17 protein-coding genes are annotated in these 18,423 nt (G+C 74.2%); 1 reads left to right on the top strand and 16 read right to left on the bottom strand.

Going from position 1 to position 18,423, the window contains the following annotated elements; all coding sequences use genetic code 11:
* Positions 1 to 126: 126 nt before the first annotated feature.
* From aspS to E9549_RS09105, 4 genes are read right to left on the bottom strand one after another with little or no spacing between them, the layout of a single operon-like run.
* The gene (gene aspS / locus E9549_RS09120) at positions 127 to 1,902 is read right to left on the bottom strand and encodes an aspartate--tRNA ligase (protein ID WP_236826221.1); all 1,776 of its coding nucleotides are present in this window, start codon (positions 1,900 to 1,902) and stop codon (positions 127 to 129) included.
* 29 nt (positions 1,903 to 1,931) lie between these two features.
* The gene (locus tag E9549_RS09115) at positions 1,932 to 2,915 is read right to left on the bottom strand and encodes an aldo/keto reductase (protein ID WP_236826220.1); all 984 of its coding nucleotides are present in this window, start codon (positions 2,913 to 2,915) and stop codon (positions 1,932 to 1,934) included.
* 8 nt (positions 2,916 to 2,923) lie between these two features.
* Positions 2,924 to 4,186, bottom strand: coding sequence for a histidine--tRNA ligase (gene hisS / locus E9549_RS09110; protein ID WP_236826219.1), 1,263 nt, complete (start codon positions 4,184 to 4,186; stop codon positions 2,924 to 2,926).
* Entirely contained in the window at positions 4,183 to 4,866 is a 684-nt protein-coding gene (locus E9549_RS09105) for an MBL fold metallo-hydrolase (protein ID WP_236826218.1), read from the bottom strand. The genes hisS and E9549_RS09105 overlap by 4 nt, the downstream gene beginning before the upstream one ends.
* A gap of 145 nt (positions 4,867 to 5,011) precedes the next feature.
* On the opposite strand from E9549_RS09105, the gene E9549_RS09100 reads away from it, so the two are divergent.
* The gene (locus E9549_RS09100; RefSeq protein WP_236826217.1) at positions 5,012 to 5,851 is read left to right on the top strand and encodes a peptidylprolyl isomerase; all 840 of its coding nucleotides are present in this window, start codon (positions 5,012 to 5,014) and stop codon (positions 5,849 to 5,851) included.
* A 126-nt stretch (positions 5,852 to 5,977) separates the two neighbouring features.
* Here the strand turns inward: E9549_RS09100 and E9549_RS09095 are convergent, their stop codons facing one another.
* The 12 genes from E9549_RS09095 to pdxS all read right to left on the bottom strand — a co-directional run bounded on the left by E9549_RS09095 (position 5,978) and on the right by pdxS (position 18,391).
* Positions 5,978 to 8,422, bottom strand: coding sequence for a bifunctional (p)ppGpp synthetase/guanosine-3',5'-bis(diphosphate) 3'-pyrophosphohydrolase (locus tag E9549_RS09095; RefSeq protein ID WP_308113101.1), 2,445 nt, complete (start codon positions 8,420 to 8,422; stop codon positions 5,978 to 5,980).
* A 92-nt stretch (positions 8,423 to 8,514) separates the two neighbouring features.
* Positions 8,515 to 9,102, bottom strand: a complete 588-nt coding sequence (locus E9549_RS09090; RefSeq protein WP_308113103.1) for an adenine phosphoribosyltransferase — start codon at positions 9,100 to 9,102, stop codon at positions 8,515 to 8,517.
* The gene (secF, locus tag E9549_RS09085) at positions 9,099 to 10,433 is read right to left on the bottom strand and encodes a protein translocase subunit SecF (RefSeq protein ID WP_236826216.1); all 1,335 of its coding nucleotides are present in this window, start codon (positions 10,431 to 10,433) and stop codon (positions 9,099 to 9,101) included. The genes E9549_RS09090 and secF overlap by 4 nt, the downstream gene beginning before the upstream one ends.
* The gene (secD, locus tag E9549_RS09080; RefSeq protein ID WP_236826215.1) at positions 10,430 to 12,031 is read right to left on the bottom strand and encodes a protein translocase subunit SecD; all 1,602 of its coding nucleotides are present in this window, start codon (positions 12,029 to 12,031) and stop codon (positions 10,430 to 10,432) included. The genes secF and secD overlap by 4 nt, the downstream gene beginning before the upstream one ends.
* Before the next feature lie 14 nt (positions 12,032 to 12,045).
* Positions 12,046 to 12,357, bottom strand: a complete 312-nt coding sequence (gene yajC, locus E9549_RS09075; RefSeq protein WP_236826214.1) for a preprotein translocase subunit YajC — start codon at positions 12,355 to 12,357, stop codon at positions 12,046 to 12,048.
* A 145-nt stretch (positions 12,358 to 12,502) separates the two neighbouring features.
* Positions 12,503 to 13,579, bottom strand: a complete 1,077-nt coding sequence (ruvB, locus tag E9549_RS09070) for a Holliday junction branch migration DNA helicase RuvB (RefSeq protein WP_236826225.1) — start codon at positions 13,577 to 13,579, stop codon at positions 12,503 to 12,505.
* A gap of 44 nt (positions 13,580 to 13,623) precedes the next feature.
* On the bottom strand, positions 13,624 to 14,262 hold the full coding sequence (gene ruvA / locus E9549_RS09065) for a Holliday junction branch migration protein RuvA (protein ID WP_236826213.1): 639 nt from the start codon (positions 14,260 to 14,262) through the stop codon (positions 13,624 to 13,626).
* Positions 14,259 to 14,828, bottom strand: coding sequence for a crossover junction endodeoxyribonuclease RuvC (ruvC, locus tag E9549_RS09060; RefSeq protein ID WP_236826224.1), 570 nt, complete (start codon positions 14,826 to 14,828; stop codon positions 14,259 to 14,261). The genes ruvA and ruvC overlap by 4 nt, the downstream gene beginning before the upstream one ends.
* Positions 14,829 to 14,980: 152 nt before the next feature.
* Entirely contained in the window at positions 14,981 to 15,742 is a 762-nt protein-coding gene (locus E9549_RS09055; RefSeq protein WP_236826212.1) for a YebC/PmpR family DNA-binding transcriptional regulator, read from the bottom strand.
* Complete coding sequence (gene pdxT / locus E9549_RS09050) at positions 15,739 to 16,380, bottom strand: pyridoxal 5'-phosphate synthase glutaminase subunit PdxT (protein WP_236826211.1); 642 nt, start codon at positions 16,378 to 16,380, stop codon at positions 15,739 to 15,741. The genes E9549_RS09055 and pdxT overlap by 4 nt, the downstream gene beginning before the upstream one ends.
* A gap of 23 nt (positions 16,381 to 16,403) precedes the next feature.
* Positions 16,404 to 17,501, bottom strand: a complete 1,098-nt coding sequence (locus tag E9549_RS09045) for a heparan-alpha-glucosaminide N-acetyltransferase domain-containing protein (RefSeq protein WP_236826210.1) — start codon at positions 17,499 to 17,501, stop codon at positions 16,404 to 16,406.
* The gene (pdxS, locus tag E9549_RS09040) at positions 17,498 to 18,391 is read right to left on the bottom strand and encodes a pyridoxal 5'-phosphate synthase lyase subunit PdxS (RefSeq protein WP_236826223.1); all 894 of its coding nucleotides are present in this window, start codon (positions 18,389 to 18,391) and stop codon (positions 17,498 to 17,500) included. Before pdxS ends, E9549_RS09045 begins: the two co-directional genes overlap by 4 nt.
* Positions 18,392 to 18,423: the final 32 nt, after the last annotated feature.

Below are 18,423 nucleotides of genomic sequence, written 5' to 3'. Positions count from 1 at the left end.
GACCCACCACCCCGGCGGGTACCCACCCGGGCAGTCGCGGTCTGCCCACCCCCCGTGGGCAGAGCGCGACCACCCCGGCGTCACCTACCCGTGCCGGCCCGTCGGCCGGGCCGGCCGGGCGAACGGTTACTTCGTCGGGTCGGACGGGCCGGGCGCACCCGGCTCGCCGGGGAGCGCCGGCTCCTCCGGCTTCGCGTCGATGCCGGCCTCCTTGCGCTGCGCCTCGGTGATCGGCGTCGGCGCGCCGGTGAGCGGGTCGAAGCCGGCGCCGGTCTTGGGGAACGCGATCACCTCGCGGATCGACTCCACCCCCGACAGCAGCGCCGAGAGCCGGTCCCAGCCCAGCGCCGCCCCCGCGTGCGGCGGCGGGCCGTAGGCGAACGCCTCGAGGAAGAAGCCGAACCGCTCCCGGGCCTCCTCGCGGGACATGCCGAGGGTCTCGAACACCCGCTCCTGCAGCTCGGCGTCGTGGATGCGGACCGAGCCGCTCATCACCTCGTTGCCGTTGATCACCATGTCGTAGGCGTCGGACAGCGCCGCGCCCTTGTCCTCGGCGAACCGGTCGCGCCACTCGGGGGTGGGCGAGGTGAACGGGTGGTGCATGAAGGTCCAGTCGCCGTCCTCGGTCTCCTCGAACATCGGGAAGTCGACGACGAAGAGGAACGACCAGCTGCCCGGCTCGATCAGCTCCAGCCGCCTGGCGATCTCGTTGCGCGCCGCGCCGAGCAGCTCCTGCGAGGAGCGGCGGGCACCGGCGGCGAAGAACACGCAGTCCCCCGGCTCGGCCCCCACGGCCTCGACCAGCCCGGCCCGTTCCTCCTCGGAGATGTTCTTGGCGACCGGTCCGCCCAGGGTGCCGTCCTCGGCGATCGTCACGTAGGCCAGCCCGCGGGCGCCGCGCGACTTGGCCCAGTCCTGCCAGGCGTCGAACGCCCGCCGCGGCTGCGATCCGCCGCCGGGCATGACGACCGCGCCGACGTAGGGCGCCTGGAACACCCGGAACGGCGTCCCGGCGAAGTAGGAGGTCAGCTCGGTGAGCTCGATGCCGAACCGGAGGTCGGGCTTGTCCGAGCCGAACCGGTCCATCGCCTCGCGGTAGGTCATCCGCGGGATCTCGGGGATCTCGTAGGAGGCCAGCTCCCGCCACAGCGCCCGCACGACGTCCTCGGCGACCGCCAGCACGTCGTCGCGCTCGACGAAGCTCATCTCGAAGTCCAGCTGGGTGAACTCCGGCTGCCGGTCCGCGCGGAAGTCCTCGTCCCGGAAGCAGCGGGCGATCTGGTAGTACCGCTCCAGGCCGCCGATCATCAGCAGCTGCTTGAACAGCTGCGGGGACTGCGGCAGCGCGTACCACTTCCCCTGCTGCAGGCGCACGGGCACGAGGAAGTCCCGCGCACCCTCGGGGGTGGAGCGGGTGAGGTTCGGCGTCTCCACCTCGGTGAACCCGTGCCCGGCCATCACCCCGCGCGCGATCCGGCTGACCTCCGACCGCAGCCGGATCGCCTTCGCCGGACCCTGCCGGCGGAGGTCGAGGTAGCGGTACCTGTAGCGGACGTCGTCGGACGCCGCCTGGTCGGTCTCGATGGGGAACGGCAGCGGCGCCGACGACGAGAGGACCCGCAGCTCGGAGGTGGCGACCTCGACGTCGCCGGTGGGCAGCTCGGGGTTCTCGTTGCCCTCGGGGCGGCGCCGCACCTCACCGGTGACGAGCACGCAGTACTCGTTGCGCAGGTGGTGGGCCTCCTCCTCGCGGACGACGACCTGCACGTACCCGGAGGCGTCGCGCAGGTCGAGGAAGACCACCCCGCCGTGGTCGCGGCGGCGGGCCACCCAGCCGGCGAGGGTGACGGTGGTGCCGGCGTCGGACGCGCGCAGCGTTCCGGCGTCGTGGGTGCGGAGCACGGTGGTGCCTTTCGAGAGAGGAGGGGGCGTTACCAGCGGTCGTGCACGTGGGCGCGGATGCGCTCGTCGTACACCCGCTCGAGGTCGGCGAGCTGGGCGTCCGAGAGCGGCGCCATCGTGGCGGCCGCGACGTTGCCGCGGACCTGGGTGACGTTCCGCGCCCCCGGGATGACGGTGGTGACGCCGGGCTGGTCGATGACCCAGCGCAGCGCGAACGCCGCGGTGGGCACCGCGTCGCCGGCGATCTCGGCGACCTCGCGGGCCGCGGCGACGCCGACGTCGAACGGCACGCCGGCGAAGGTCTCGCCGACGTCGAAGGCCTCGCCGTTGCGGTTGAAGTTCCGGTGGTCGTCGGCCGGGAAGGTCGTCGACTCGTCGTACTTGCCGGTCAGCAGCCCGCTGGCCAGCGGCACGCGGGCCAGCACACCCACCCCGGCGGCGGCCGCGGCGGGCAGCAGCTCCTCCAGCGGCTTGCGCCGGAAGATGTTGAGGATGACCTGGATGGTGGCCACGCCCTCGTGCTGCAGGGCGGTCAGCCCCTCGGCCACGGTCTCCACCGAGACGCCGTAGGCGGCGATCGAGCCGTCCGCGACGAACCCGTCGAGGGTGTCGTAGACCCGCTGGTCGGAGTAGACGGCGGTCGGCGGGCAGTGCAGCTGCACCAGGTCCAGGGTGTCCACGCCGAGGTTGCGGCGCGACCGGTCGACCCAGGCACGCAGGTTCTCCGGGGTGTACTGCGCGGCCTCGAAGGGGTCGGCGCGCCGGCCGGCCTTCGTCGCCACGAACGGCCGGTCGGCGCGCGGCGCGAGCGCCTTGCGGATCCGCTCCTCGGAACGGCCGTCGCCGTAGACGTCGGCGGTGTCCAGCAGGGTCACGCCGGCGTCCAGCGCGGCGTCGAGCACCTCGGCGGCGGTGTCCTCGTCGACGTCGCCCCAGTCACCGCCGAGCTGCCACGTGCCCAGCCCGATCACGCTGACGTCGGCCCCGGTCTTCCCGAGCGGTCGCTGCTCCATCGAAGTGCTCACTCCTCCACACTCGCACGCACCCGGTCGAACAGCTCGCCCACGGGGACGGCCACCTGCTCGCCGGTGCGCATGTCCTTGAGCTGGCCGACCCCGTCGGCCAGGTCCCGCTCCCCCACGACGACGACGTGCGTGGCGCCGGAGCGGTCGGCGGCCTTCATCGCGCCCTTGAGCCCGCGGTCGCCGTACACGGTGTCGGCGGCGACGCCGGCCTGCCGCAGCTGCCCCACCAGGCGGACCGCCACCCGCTTGGCCTCGGCGCCCAGCGGGACCACGAAGGCCTGCACCCCGGCGACCGCGCCGAGGTCCAGCCCCTCGGCCTGGACGGCGAGCAGCGTGCGGTCCACCCCGACGGCGTAGCCGATGCCGGAGACGTCGGGCCCGCCCAGCGCCGCGGACAGCCCGTCGTAGCGCCCCCCGCCGCCGATCGCCGACTGCGCGCCCAGCCCGGAGTGCACGAACTCGAACGTCGTCTTCGTGTAGTAGTCCAGGCCGCGCACCAGCTTCGGCGCCTCGGTCCACGTCACGCCGAGGTCGGTCAGGTGCTGGCGGACGGCGTCGTAGTGCGCCTTGGTCGAGTCCGACAGGTGGTCGACCATCAGCGGGGCGTCGTCGAGCTGGGCCTGCACCTCGGGCCGCTTGTCGTCGAGCACCCGCAGCGGGTTGATGGCGGCCCGGCGGCGGGTCTCCTCGTCCAGGTCGAGCTTCTCGAGGTAGGCGACCAGCAGCTCCCGGTACTGCGGCCGGCAGGTGGCGTCGCCCAGCGAGGTGAGCAGCAGCTCGAAGTCGGTCAGCCCGAGATCGCGGAACCCCTGCACCCCCAGCGCCACCACCTCGGCGTCCAGCGCCGGGTCGTCGACGCCGAGCGCCTCCATGTCCACCTGGGTGAAGTGGCGGTACCGGCCCGCCTGCGGCCGCTCGTAGCGGAACGCCGTGCCGACGGTCCAGAGCTTCACCGGCAGCGCCCCGCCGTGCAGGCGGTGCTCGATGAAGGCCCGCATCAAGCCGGCGGTGAGCTCGGGGCGCAGGGTCAGCGAGCGCCCGCCGCGGTCGGTGAACGTGTACATCTCCTTCGTCACGACGTCGGTGGACTCACCGACACCGCGGGAGAAGACGGCGGTCTCCTCGAACACCGGGGTCTCGACGTAGCCGTAGCCGGCCCGCCGCAGGGGTGCGGTCAGCGTGTCGCGGACGGCCAGGAATCGGGCGGAGTCCGGCGGGAGGGTGTCGAAGGTGCCCTTCGGGGCGGTCAGGCCGGTCACAGCCCCCGGCCCTTCGGCGCGGCGGCCGCCTCGGCCAGGTAGGGGTTGGTCGCCCGCTCGCGGCCGATCGTCGTCGCCGGACCGTGCCCCGGCAGCACGACCGTCTGGTCGTCCAGCGGCAGGACGACGTCGCGCAGCGACGAGAGCATCGCGTCCCACGAGCCGCCGGGCAGGTCCACCCGGCCCACGGAGCCGGCGAAGAGGACGTCACCGGCGAGCAGGCCGGGCGCCTCGCCGAGGTCGAGCTCGAAGACCACCGAGCCCTGGGTGTGCCCGGGCGCGTGCCGCACGGTGAGGTCGACGCCGGCGAGCGAGAGCACCGCGCCGTCGTCCAGCGGCAGCACGTCGGCGGGGTCGGGCAGCCGGACGCCGGTGATCAGCGGGGCCAGCTGGGGTCCGTGCCACCGGGCCGGGTCCGAGAGCATCCCGGAGTCCCGGGGGTGCAGGTAGGCGGGGATGTCGTAGCCGTCGCACACCGGCAGCACCGAGAAGGTGTGGTCCAGGTGGCCGTGGGTGAGCACGACGGCGACGGGCTTGAGGCCGTCCTCGGCGAGCATCCGGGCGAGGGGCTCGACGGCGTCCATGCCCGGGTCGACGACGACGCACTCCTGGCCCGGTCCGGACGCCACGGCGTAGCAGTTGGTGCCGAACGCGCCGGCGGGGAACGAGCGGATGAGCACCCGTGCAGGTTACGCGGGGGCGCACGGGCTTCCGGCGCTGCCAGGGAACGCCCAGTCCCGCCACCTAGACTCCCTCCCCGACCAGCGCCGCCGCCCGCCGCCGCGGCCGCCGACCGAGCCCCGTCCGCCCGAGGAGTCCGCCCCCGTGCCCACGAACAAGCAGCGCCGGGAAGCCGCGCAGCGTCACCTGCAGCGCCAGCTGGAGCGCCGTGCCGAGCAGGCGAAGAAGCGCCGCCGCAACCTCGGGCTGCTGCTCGCCGCGCTCGCCGTCGTCGTGGTCGCCGGGGTCGCCCTGCTCGTCACGGGCGTGTTCGGCGGGGACGACCCGACCGACGACCTGGCGGCCGAGCCGACGACGCCCGCGGCCACCTCGTCGGCGGCGCGCACCACCAACGCGGACGGCACGGTGACCTGCGAGTACCTGCCCGACGAGTCCGGGAACACCAACCTGACCGACGTGGGCACCCCGCCGAACCCGGAGGCCACCCCCACCCAGGGCACCGCCACCGTCCTCATGAGCACGAACCAGGGCGACGTCACCCTCACGCTGGACCGGGCGCAGGCCCCCTGCGCCGCGGCCAGCTTCGTCTACCTCACCGAGCAGGGCTTCTACGACGGCACGCCCTGCCACCGGCTGGTCGATGCCGAGACCTTCGGCGTGCTGCAGTGCGGCGACCCGACCGGCACCGGCTCCGGCGGGCCCAGCTACAAGTACGCCGAGGAGGTCACGCCGGACACGACCTACCCCCGCGGGACCGTGGCCATGGCCAAGACCGCGGCGCCGAACAGCACCGGCGGCCAGTTCTTCCTGACCTTCGTCGACACCGAGCTGCCCCCGGAGTACACGGTGGTCGGCACGGTCGACGAGGCCGGCCTGGGCGTGCTGGACGCGGTCGCCGCCGGCGGGGTCCAGGGCGCGGAGGGGCCCGGCGACGGCGCCCCGAACATCCCGGTCACCATCGAGGACGCATCCGTCGTCGGTTGACGGCGGACCTCCTGGCTCACCTGCAGGGGTCCTGGCTCACCGTCAGAGGTGAGCCAGGACCCCTCGCGATCAGGTGACCTGATCACGGAGGGGCAACGCGGTCCGGCGACGCGGCGTCGCGCCGGCTCAGGCCGTCACGCGCTCGACGTCGAAGACGCCGTCGACGTTGCGCACCGTCTGCAGCACCGCGCCCAGGTGGGCCGGGTCGGCGAGCTCGAAGGTGAACCGGCTGATCGCCACGCGGTCGCGGCTGGTCTGCACCGACGCCGACAGGATGTTCACCCGCTCGTCGGCCAGCGCCTTGGTGACGTCGGAGAGCAGGCGGTGCCGGTCGAGGGCCTCCACCTGGATGGCCACCAGGAAGACCGACCCCGGCGACGAGGCCCACTCGACCTCGACCAGACGTTCAGGCTTGCTGCGCAGGTCGCCGGCGTTGGTGCAGTCGGTCCGGTGCACGCTGACGCCCCCGCCGCGGGTCACGAAGCCGAGCACGTCGTCGCCGGGCACCGGGGTGCAGCACTTGGCGAGCTTGGCCCAGACGTCGGTCATGCCGTGGACGATGATCCCCGGGTCGCCCCGCGCCGGGCGCCGCGCCACCGGGCGGCGGGTCGGGATCGCGGTCTCGGCGATGTCCTCCGCCGCGCCCTCGCTGCCACCCAGGGCGGCGATGAGCTTCTCGACCACCGAGGCGGCCGACAGCTGGTTCTCCCCCACCGCGGCGTACAGGGCGGTGACGTCGGCGAACCGCAGGTCCTTGGCCAGCGTCGAGAGCGCCTCGCCCCCGAGCAGCCGCTGCAGCGGCAGGCCCGCCTTGCGCATCGCGCGGGTCAGCGCCTCCTTGCCGGCGTCGACCGCGTCCTCGCGGCGCTCCTTGGTGAACCACTGGCGGATCTTCGTCCGCGCGCGGGAGGAGCCGACGAAGGTCAGCCAGTCCTTCGAGGGGCCGGCGGTGGGCGACTTGGAGGTGAAGATCTCCACGACGTCGCCGTTGTTGAGCTTGCTGTCCAGCGAGACCAGCGAGCCGTTCACCCGCGCGCCGATGGTCCGGTAGCCGACCTCGGTGTGCACCGCGAACGCGAAGTCCACCGGCGTGGCACCCCCGGGGAGGCTCATCACGTCGCCCTTGGGCGTGAAGACGAACACCTCCTGCGGCCCGAGGTCGTAGCGCAGGGTCTCGAGGAACTCGCCGGGCTCCTGGGCCTCGCGCTGCCAGTCCAGCAGCTGGCGGAGCCACAGCATGTCGTCGGCCGAGCCCGCCTTGGGCGGCGCACCGCTCTCCCCCGCCGCGGGCTTGCCGCCGGCGCGGGCCTTCTCCTTGTACTTCCAGTGCGCCGCGATGCCGTACTCGGCGGTCCGGTGCATGTCGTGGGTGCGGATCTGCAGCTCGACCGGCTTGCCCTGCGGCCCGATGACCGTCGTGTGCAGCGACTGGTACATGTTGAACTTCGGCATGGCCACGAAGTCCTTGAAGCGGCCGGGCACCGGCTGCCAGTGGGCGTGCATGATGCCCAGCGCCGCGTAGCAGTCGCGCACCGAGTCGACCAGGATGCGGATGCCGACGAGGTCCCAGATGTCGGTGAAGTCCCGGCCGCGGACGATCATCTTCTGGTAGATCGAGTAGTAGTGCTTGGGCCGCCCCGTGACGACGGCCTCGATCTTCGCCGCCCGAAGCTGCTCGGTCACCGACGCGGTGACCTCGGCGAGGTAGGTGTCCCGCGACGGCGCCCGCTCGGCCACCAGCCGCACGATCTCGTCGTAGCGCTTGGGGTAGAGCGTGGCGAACGCGAGGTCCTCCAGCTCCCACTTGATCGTGTTCATGCCCAGCCGGTGGGCCAGCGGGGCGAGGATCTCCAGCGTCTCGCGCGCCTTCTTCTCCTGCTTCTCCGGCGGGAGGAAGCGCAGCGTGCGCATGTTGTGCAGCCGGTCGGCGAGCTTGATGACCAGCACCCGCGGGTCGCGGGACATCGCGACGATCATCTTGCGGATCGTCTCGGCCTGGGCGGCGTCGCCCAGCTTGACCTTGTCGATCTTCGTGACGCCGTCGACGAGGTGGGCGACCTCCGACCCGAAGTCGGTGGTGATGGTCTCCAGGGTGACGCCGGTGTCCTCGACCGTGTCGTGCAGCAGGGCCGCGATCAGCGTCGTCGTGTCCATGCCCAGGCCGGCGAGGATGGTGGCGACGGCGAGCGGGTGGGTGATGTACGGGTCGCCGCTCTTGCGCTTCTGGCTGCTGTGCGCCGTCTCGGCGACGTCGTAGGCCCGCTGCAGCAGCGCCAGGTCGGCCTTCGGGTGGCTCTGCCGGTGCAGGGCGGCCAGCGGCTCCAGGACCGGGCGGACCAGACCGCTGCGCTGGCCGGCGACGATCCGGCGGGCGAGCCGGTCGCGGACGCGCCGGCGCGGGATGCCCGGCTCGGCGTCGGGCTCGGGGCCGACGTCGTCGGGACGGCGGACCGCCGGCCGCTCGGGCAGCGGGCTGCGCACGGGCGGTTCGGTCACGGCATCGGCGACGGCCCCGCCGGCGGCTGCTTCGGCCCGCGCGGCAGCCGCGTCGGCGGCTACGTCGGAGGCCACGGCGACTCCTGCGGCTGGCAGAGGGGGGACCCTCACCATGCTAGCGGGAGCGCGCCAGGCCCCGCCGTGCCCGCGGGCGTGATCTCCCCCCGTCAGGTGGCCCAGAGGGCGTGCACGGTGTGGGGTGCCAGCAGCTGGCGGCCACCGAGCGCGGCGAGCTCGACGACCACCGAGATGCCGGCGACCACGCCGCCGAGCTGCTCCACCAGCGCGACGGCCGCCCCGAGCGTGCCGCCGGTGGCGAGCACGTCGTCGACGAGCAGCACCCGCTGGCCGGGCCGGACGGAGTCCGCGTGCAGCTCCAGCGTCGCGGTGCCGTACTCCAGCGTGTAGTCGGCCGAGACCCGCTCACGCGGCAGCTTGCCCGCCTTGCGCACCGGCACCACACCGACGCCGGCGTCCAGCGCGACGGCCGCGGCGAGCAGGAACCCGCGCGCCTCCACCCCGGCGACGACGTCGAACGGCCGATCGCCGGCGCCGCGGGCGGCCAGCGCCGCCGTCCGCGGGTCCGACGCCCCCGGGGTGGCCAGCCCGGCGACCATCCGCCGGAAGGCGGCGCCGTCGGCGAAGACCGGGGTGAGGTCCCGGAAAACGATCCCCGGTTCGGGGTGGTCGGGGACGTCGACGGTGAGCGAGGCGATGAGCTGGTCGAGCGGGAGCTCCGCGGCCGCCGCGCTCACCGGCGGCGCTTGCCCGACGGGCGGCCGGTGCCCGGGCGCTGCGGCCGGGCACCCGGCCGCGGCGCAGCCGAGGCGCCCCGCGGCCCGTCCGGGCGCACCGACGCCGGCGACTCCACCACGACGTCCGCGGGCACGCTCCGGGGCAGGTCGGCCACGGCCACCCCGCCGGAGGGCCGGCGCCGCCGGGCGCTCGCCACCGGCCCGCTCGGCGCGGCGGCACCGCCGGTGCGGGCCGCCGAGGAGCGCCGGGCCAGCACCCGCCGGCGCAGCGCCTGCACCTCGGGCTCCCGCTCCTTGAGGTCGGCGACGATCGGCGTCGCGAGGACGATCGAGGAGTACGTGCCGGCCGCGAGGCCCACGAAGAGCACGAGCGCCAGGTCCTTGAGGGTGCCGACGCCCAGCAGCCCGGCGCCCACGAAGAGCAGGCCGGCGACCGGGAGCAGCGCGATGACCGACGTGTTGATCGACCGCATCAACGTCTGGTTGACGGCGAGGTTGGCCGCCTCGCCCCAGGTCATCCGCGCGCTGGTCCCCAGGTCGCGGGTGTTCTCGTCGACCTTGTCGAACACCACCACGGTGTCGTAGAGGGAGAACCCGAGGATGGTGAGGAAGCCGATCACCGTCGACGGGGTCACCTCGAAACCGATCAGCGAGTACACGCCGGCGGTGATCACGATGTCGTGCGCGAGCGCGGCCATGGCGCCCACCGCCATCTTCGGCTGGAACCGCACGGCCAGGAAGAGCACGACCGCCACGAGGAACACCGCGAGCGCGACGAGCGCCTGGTCGGTGATGTCCTGTCCCCAGTCGGCGCTGACCGACTCCGGGCTCACCTGCGCGGGCTCGATGCCGACCGCGTCGGCCAGGCTCTCCACCACGGCCCGCTCGGCCTCGTTGTCGAGCTGCTCGGTGCGGATGAGCAGGGTGTCCCCGCCGACGATCTGCGCCGTCGCCACCTGGGCGCCGGCGTCCTCGGCCGCGGCCCGCGCGTCGGCCAGCTGCTCCTGGGACCCGGGCAGCCGGAAGCTGTTCCCGCCCTCGAAGTCGATGCCGAAGTTGAAGCCCCGGAAGACGATCGTGACGACGCAGAGCAGCACCACGATCGCGGTGATCTTGTAGATCAGCCGGCTCCGGCCGACGACGTCGAGCCCCGCCTCCCCGTTGTAGAGCCGGTGCGCCAGGCCCCCGCGACCGGCCCGGGGCGCCGAGGGCGGGGCGGTCTCGTCACCGGCCGGGTCCTGCGGCAGGCCCGCGTCGGCGAGCGCCTCCTCGCCGGTGCCCACCGGCTGATCCGCGGGCGTCGGCTCCGCCGGGTCCGTGGGGCGGGTCATGAGGTGCTCCTGTCCTGGCGGCCGCCCGCGGCGGCCCCGACGAGTTCCCCGGACGGCGCCTGCGCCCCGGGCCGGCGGGTGTGCTCCACCCGGCCCAGCCCGGAGAAGCGGTTCCGGCCGAAGCCCTTGAACCGCGACAGCACGGCCATCAGCGGGTGGGTGAAGAGGAAGACGACGACCAGGTCCAGGACGGTGGACATGCCGAGGGTGAAGGCGAAGCCCTTCACGTCGCCGATCGCCAGGACGTACAGGATCGCCGCGGCCAGGAAGCTGACCGCGTCCGCCGACAGGATCGTGCGCCGTGCGCGCACCCAGGCCCGCGGGACGGCGGAGCGCAGCGACCGGCCCTCCCGGATCTCGTCCTTGAGCCGCTCGAAGTAGACGACGAAGGAGTCGGCGGTGATGCCGATCGACACGATGAACCCGGCGATGCCGGCGAGGCTCAGGGTGAACCCGATCTCCCGGCCCAGCAGGATCAGGCAGGCGTAGACCACGACCGCCGAGAGCACGAGGCTGGCGATCATCACCAGGCCGAGCAGCCGGTAGTAGAGCAGGGCGTACACGAACACCAGGGCGATGCCGATGGCGCCGGCGATCAGCCCGGCCTGGAGCTGCTCCTCGCCGAGCTCGGTGGAGATCGACTGCGCCGTGGCCTGGGTGAAGGTCAGCGGCAGGGCGCCGTAGCGCAGCTGGTTGGCCAGCTCCGTGGCCGACTCCTGGTCGAACTGACCGGTGATCGTCGTCGGGTTCGTCGTGATCGCGCTGTTGATGGTGGGCGCCGAGATGACCCGCCCGTCCAGCGTGAAGGCGACGGGCGAGCCGACGTTGGCGGTGGTGTAGGCGGCCCACGTGGACAGGCCGTCGGACTGGAAGTCCAGCAGCACGACCCAGCTGCCGTCCGAGGGCTCGGTGCCGGCGTTGGCGTCGTCGATCTCGGTGCCCTCGATGATCGTGGGGCCGAGCAGGTACTTGGCGGTGCCGTCCTCGCTGCAGGCGGCCACGAAGTCCTCGGGCCGCGCGGTGTCGCCGGTGATGTTGTCCGCCTCGCAGGTGAGGGTGGCGAACTCGGCCGCCGCCTCCTCCTGCGTGACCGGGGGTGCGTCGGGGTCGGGCAGGGCCGGCTCGGCCACGGCGCCGTCGGCCCCCTCGGCGGCCGGGGCCTCGGCGGCCGGGTCCTCTGCGGCGGGGTCCTCGGCGGCCGGGTCCTCCTCCGCCGGGACCGCCGGCGCCGGGCCCTGGACCACCGGCCGGAACCGCAGCTGCGCGGTCGCGCCGAGCTGGCGGGCCTGCTCGCCGTCGTCCCCGGGGACGGAGATGACGATGTTGCTGTCGCCCTCGGTGACCACCTCGGCCTCGGCGACGCCGAGGCCGTTGACGCGCTGCTCGATGATCTGGCGGGCCAGCTCCAGGTCCTCCGGGGCCGGCGCCTGGCCGCCGGGGGTCTGGGCGGTCAGGGTGACCGTGGTGCCGCCGCGCAGGTCGAGACCGAGCTGAGGGGTGCGGGTGTCGCCGGTGAAGAACACCAGCCCGTACAGCACGGCGACGATGAGCACGAACGCGGCGAAGTATCGCCCCGCCGGGAGCGTGCGGTTGGCCACGGAGCTCCTCCGGGTCAGACGGTGCCGTCGGCGGGGCGCGCGCTGCCCCCGTCGGACGGCGCGGCACCGGCCGGGCGGCGCACCTCGAGGATCGCCTGCCGGGCGAAGGTGACCACCACGCCGGGGGCGATCTCCAGGTCCAGCGTCGTGTCACCCAGCGCGGCCACGGTGCCGTGCATGCCGCTGGTGGTCATCACCGGGGTGCCGATCTCGAGGGAGGCCTGCAGCGCGGCGTGCTGCTCCTGCATGCGCTTGCGCTGCCGGGCCGGCAGCACGAACAGCACGACGGCCAGCAGGGCCAGCATGATCAGCGGGAAGTACTCCACGACAGGTGTGCCTCTCTTCCGCGACAGGCCTCGCGGTGGTGCGGTCCGGGACGGGACCGCTCGGGTGCATCGGGTGCCGTGCGCGCGGCGACCAGGCGGGACGCGCACGGCCCGGCCTGCGAGTTGCGCGCCAGCGCTCCGGAGTCTAGGCGTCGAAGAGGGTGTCTGACGACGACCCCGGTACCTGTGGGTCTGCTGTGACCCGGCCGAGGGGGACCCCGCCGCGCGGCACCGGCCGCCCCAGGTGCTCCCAGGCGGCCTCGGTCGCGACCCGCCCGCGCGGGGTGCGCGCCAGCAGCCCGGCGCGCACGAGGAACGGCTCGCACACCTCCTCGACGGTGTGCGGCTCCTCGCCCACGGCCACGGCGAGGGTGGCGACGCCGACCGGCCCGCCGCCGAACTTGCCCACGAGCGCCTCGAGGACGGCGCGGTCGAGGCGGTCCAGCCCCAGGTGGTCGACGTCGTAGAGCGCCAGCGCGGCCTCGGCGACCTGGCGCGTGACGCGGCCGTCGGCCTCCACCTCGGCGTAGTCGCGGACCCGGCGCAGCAGCCGGTTGGCGATGCGCGGGGTGCCGCGGGACCGTCCGGCGATCTCGGCCGACCCCTCGTCGGTGAGCTCCACGCCGAGCAGGGCGGCGCTGCGGGCGAGCACCCGCTGCAGCTCGGCCGGCTCGTAGAACTCCATCTGCCCGACGAAGCCGAACCGGTCGCGGAGCGGGCCGGTCAGCAGCCCGGCACGGGTGGTGGCCCCGACGAGGGTGAACGGGTTGATCTCCAGGGGGATCGCCGTCGCCCCGGGCCCCTTGCCCACCACGACGTCGACGCGGAAGTCCTCCATCGCCATGTAGAGCAGCTCCTCGGCGGGCCGGGCGATGCGGTGGATCTCGTCGATGAACAGGACGTCACCGGGCGCGAGGTTCGAGAGCATCGCCGCGAGGTCGCCGGAGCGCTCGATCGCCGGGCCGCTGGTGATCTTCACCGAGGTGCCGAGCTCGGAGCCGATGATCAGCGCGAGGCTGGTCTTGCCGAGCCCGGGCGGCCCCGACAGGAGCACGTGGTCGGGGGTGCGGCCGCGCCGCTTGGCGCCCTCGAGGACCAGGGCGAGCTGGCGGGCCACCTTGGGCTGGCCGATGAAGTCGTCCAGCGAGTGCGGCCGCAGCGCCGACTCGACGACCCGCTCCTCGTCGCCGGCCTGCGGCGACACCGGCCACTCCGGCGTCACGTCGGCGGCCAGGTCACCGGTCAGGGACCGGTCGAACGGGGCGCTCACGACCTGCCCAGCAGCTGGAGAGCGCGCCGGAGCAGCACCGCGACCTCCACGCTGCCGGTCGCGGCGATCTGCTCGTCGGCCACGGGGGCGAGCTGGCCGACCGCGGTCTCGGCCTCCTTGCCGCTCCAGCCGAGGCCGACCAGCGCGCTGGTGAGCTGGTCGCGCCAGGGCGCCACCGGCGTCACCGACGGCAGCCCCGCGGGCGCGGGCACGTCGAGGGAGGTGTCGGTGGTGGTGGAGCCCAGCCGGTCGCGCAGCTCGAGGATCAGCCGCTCGGCGCCCTTCTTGCCGATGCCGGGCACCTGCATCAGCGCCTTGACGTCGGCCGTCGAGACGGCCCGGCGGACCTCCCGCGGCGGGTGGATGGCCAGCACCGCCTGGGCCAGGCGCGGGCCGACGCCGTTGGCGGTCTGCAGCAGCTCGAACAGCTGGCGCTCGTCGTCGTCGGCGAAGCCGTAGAGGGTGAGCGAGTCCTCGCGCACCACGAGGGTGGTCGCCAGCCGGGCGGACTCCCCCACCTGCAGGCGGGCGATCGTGCCCGGGGTGCACTGCACCGCGAGGCCGATGCCGCCCACCTCGACGACGGCGCCGTCCGGGGAGACCGCGGCGACCCGCCCGCTGACGCTGGCGATCATCGGGCCGCCACCCCCGTCCACCGCGGCAGCGTGGTGCTGCGCACCGGCGCGCCGATCCCGCCGGCGATCGCCGCCGTGCGCAGCCGCTGCTGCGCCGGCCCGCGCCAGGCGTGGCAGACCGCGAGGGCGAGGGCGTCGGCGGCGTCGGCCGGCTTGGGGGCGGCGGCGAGCCCGAGGACCCGGGTGACCATGAGGGTGACCTGCTCCTTGTCCGCGCGGCCGTTGCCGGAGATGGCCGCCTTGACCTCGCTGGGCGTGTGCCAGGCGACCGGCCGGTCGGCCTGGGCCGCGGCCAGCGCGGCCACCCCGGCCGCCTGCGCGGTGCCCGTGGCGGTGCCCTTGTTGTTCTGGGTGAACACCCGCTCGATCGCGACCACGTCGGGGCGGTGCTCGCGCAGCAGCGCGGCGACCGCGGTGTGCAGCTCCAGCAGCCGCAGCTCCAGGTCCAGCTCCGCCAGCGTGCGCACCACGCCGACGCCGACCGCCGTCGGCCGCGCGCCGGGGCGCCCGTCGACCACCCCCCACCCGCACCGGGTGAGGCCCGGGTCGATGCCGAGCACCCGCATGGTCACGCTCCCGTCAGCCGAACTGGTGTTCGACCGAGGCTAACCCCGCTCCCCGACCGGACCCCGCCAACACGCCCGGTGACGTACTGGAACGGCCCCCGTCCAGAGGCGCGCCCCGAGCGCAGCGAGGGGTGAGGAGGACGGGGGTCCTTCTAGGCGTCGGCCGCCACCTGCTCCATGACCTCGTCGGACACGTCGTAGTTGGCGTAGACGTTCTGCACGTCGTCGCAGTCCTCGAGCGCGTCGATCAGGCGGAAGACCTTGGCCGCGCCCTCGGCGTCGAGCGGCACCTGGACGCTGGGCTGGAAGCCGGCCTCGGCGGAGTCGTAGTCGATGCCGGCGTCCTGCAACGCGGTGCGCACGGCGACGAGGTCGGTGGGCTCGCAGAGCACCTCGAGGGTGTCGCCGAGGTCGCGCACCTCCTCGGCGCCGGCGTCCAGCACCGCCATGAGCACGCTGTCCTCGTCGACGTCACCGGACTTGGGCACCACGACGACGCCCTTGCGGGAGAAGAGGTAGGAGACCGAGCCGGGGTCGGCCATCGACCCGCCGTTGCGGGTCATGGCGGTGCGGACCTCCATCGCCGAGCGGTTCTTGTTGTCGGTGAGGCACTCGATGAGCACCGCGACGCCGCCGCTGGCGTAGCCCTCGTAGGTGATGCCCTGGTAGTCGACGCCGCCGGCCTCGAGGCCCGCGCCGCGCTTGACCGCGCGGTCGATGTTGTCGTTGGGCACCGAGCTCTTCTTGGCCTTCTGGATGGCGTCGTAGAGCGTCGGGTTGCCGGCGGGGTCACCGCCGCCGGTGCGGGCCGCCACCTCGATGTTCTTGATCAGCTTGGCGAAGAGCTTGCCGCGCTTGGCGTCGATCCCGGCCTTCTTGTGCTTGGTCGTCGCCCACTTGGAGTGGCCGCTCACGGCTCTCCCCTCTCTGCGTCGGCCAGGTGACGGCGCACGATGTCGACGAACAGCGCGTGCACCCGGCGGTCCCCGGTCAGCTCGGGGTGGAAGCTGGTGGCCACCACGTCCCCCTGGCGGACCGCGACGATCCTACCGTCGGCCGGTCCGCCGACGACCCGGCCGAGGACCTGCACCCCCGGCCCGGCCTCCTCGACCCACGGGGCGCGGATGAAGACGGCGTGCAGCGGCCCGCCGGCCAGGCCGTCGAGCTCGACCCGGGTCTCGAAGGAGTCGACCTGGCGGCCGAAGGCGTTCCGGCGCACCGTGACGTCCAGCCCGCCGACGGTCTCCTGGCCCGGCGGCGCGTCCAGCAGCCGGTCGGCGAGCAGGATCATCCCGGCGCAGCTGCCGTAGGCGGGCAGCCCGGCGCGGACGGCGTCCCGGAGCGGCTCGAGCAGCCCCCACCGGGCGGCCAGCTTCGCCATGGTGGTCGACTCGCCGCCGGGGAGGACGATCCCGTCGACGGCGGCCAGCTCCTCGGGGCGGCGCACCTGCCGGGCCTCGGCGCCCCCCGCCTGCAGCGCGGCGACGTGCTCGCGGACGTCGCCCTGGAGGGCCAGCACCCCGACGACGGGGCGGGTGGGGCCGGTGGACACGGCCGCCCACGCTACGGCGTCGCCTAGACAGCCGGCGCCGACGGGGCGAGCCCGGCCGCCCGGCTCGACGTCCAGGTGACAAGCGACTCCAGCGGGCCGCGGCCGATCGTGCGCCGCCACGCCCAGGCCCCGGCCAGCGCGGCGGCGGCGAACCACAGCCACAGGACCGCGCCCTGCACCTGGCCGGGCATGACGGCCATGAGGACGCGGATCGCCACGAGGTGGGCGGCGTAGACGGTGAGCGCCAGCGCCCCCACGGCCGCCACCGGGGAGGTCAGCCGCGGCAGCCGCTCGGCGGCCACCAGGCACCCGGCCACCACGAGGAGGGCGACGCCGGTCGAGCCGACGACCTCGAAGGTGGTCCCGCTGTGCGGTTCCGCGCCGGTCAGCCAGCCGGTGTCGAAGACCCCCGGGGCGGTGAAGCCGGCCTCGGGCCCCGGCGAGGGCACCCCACCGGCCAGCAGCCGGGTGCTCGCCCAGCCCAGGCCGTAGCCGACCACGGCGGCCGCCGCACCGGCCGCGGCGAGCCGCGCGCGCACCGCGGGAGAGGCCAGGTCCAGCCGGCCCACCGCCAGGCCGACCAGCACGAAGGCGATCCAGAGCAGCGCCGGGTAGTAGCCGGTGACCAGCAGGGAGGCGGCGAGCGAGTCGGCCACCTCCAGCGTGGTGAGCACCTGGCCGGCGACGACGAGCAGCGGCGGGACGGCGACGGCGACGACCGCCGCGGTGACCAGCAACCGGCGGACCGGCCAGCGCAGGAACGGCAGCACGAGCACGAAGAGCACCCCGTACACGCCCAGGATCACCGCGACGAAGGTGCCCAGCTCCTCCAGCGCCCACCCGATGGCGAGGACCCACAGCGCCCGGACGAAGATCCGCAACCGCACGCGGTTCAGCTCCGGACCCTCCGGCGGCCGGTCGCGCCCGGAGAGCAGCGCCACCGAGATCCCGGCCAGGGTGGCGAAGAGGATCGACGAGCGCCCGTCGACCACCGCCGTCCAGGTCTGCGGGTCCGGGTGCAGGTCGCCGCCCACCTGCATGTGGGCGGCGAACATGCCGAGGACGGCGAGCCCGCGCGCGACGTCCAGCCCGCCGATGCGCCGCCGGACGTCCACGCTCACCAGCCGCGGGTGGCGTACCGCTCGCTCTCCGGGAGCGTCGCGACGTCGATCCCCACCATCGGCTCGCCGAGCCCGCGCGAGACCTTGGCGATCACGTCCGGGTCGTCGTGGAAGGTGGTGGCCTGCACGATGGCGGCCGCGCGCTGCGCCGGGTCCCCGGACTTGAAGATGCCCGAACCGACGAACACGCCCTCGGCCCCGAGCTGCATCATCATCGCCGCGTCGGCGGGCGTGGCGATGCCACCGGCGGTGAAGAGGACGACGGGCAGCTTGCCGAGCCGCGCCACCTCGGTGACCAGGTCGTGCGGGGCCCGCAGCTCCTTGGCCGCGACGAACAGCTCGGTCTCGTCCAGGGTCGCCAGCCGGCGGATGCCGGCGCGCAGCGCCCGCATGTGGCGGGTCGCCTCGACGACGTTGCCGGTGCCGGCCTCGCCCTTGGAGCGGATCATCGCCGCGCCCTCGGAGATCCGCCGCAGCGCCTCGCCGAGGTCGGTGGCGCCGCAGACGAACGGCACGGTGAACGCGTGCTTGTCGATGTGGTGCGCCTCGTCCGCGGGGGTGAGCACCTCGGACTCGTCGATGTAGTCGACGCCGAGCGACTGGAGCACCTGCGCCTCGACGAAGTGGCCGATGCGGGCCTTGGCCATCACGGGGATGGAGACCGCGTCGATGATGCCCTGGACCATGTCGGGGTCGCTCATCCGCGCGATCCCGCCCTGGGCCCGGATGTCGGCCGGCACCCGCTCCAGCGCCATGACGGCGACGGCGCCGGCGTCCTCGGCGATGCGGGCCTGCTCCGGGGTGACGACGTCCATGATGACGCCGCCCTTGAGCTGCTCGGCCATGCCGCGCTTGACGCGGTCGGTACCGGTACCGGTCCCGCCGTCCATCCGGTCGAGGTGCTCTGCCACTGAGGTCCGCC

This window comes from Blastococcus sp. MG754426 (assembly GCF_021699055.1).
Lineage (GTDB): Bacteria > Actinomycetota > Actinomycetes > Mycobacteriales > Geodermatophilaceae > Blastococcus.
This window is presented reverse-complemented; position numbering and strand designations above follow the sequence as displayed.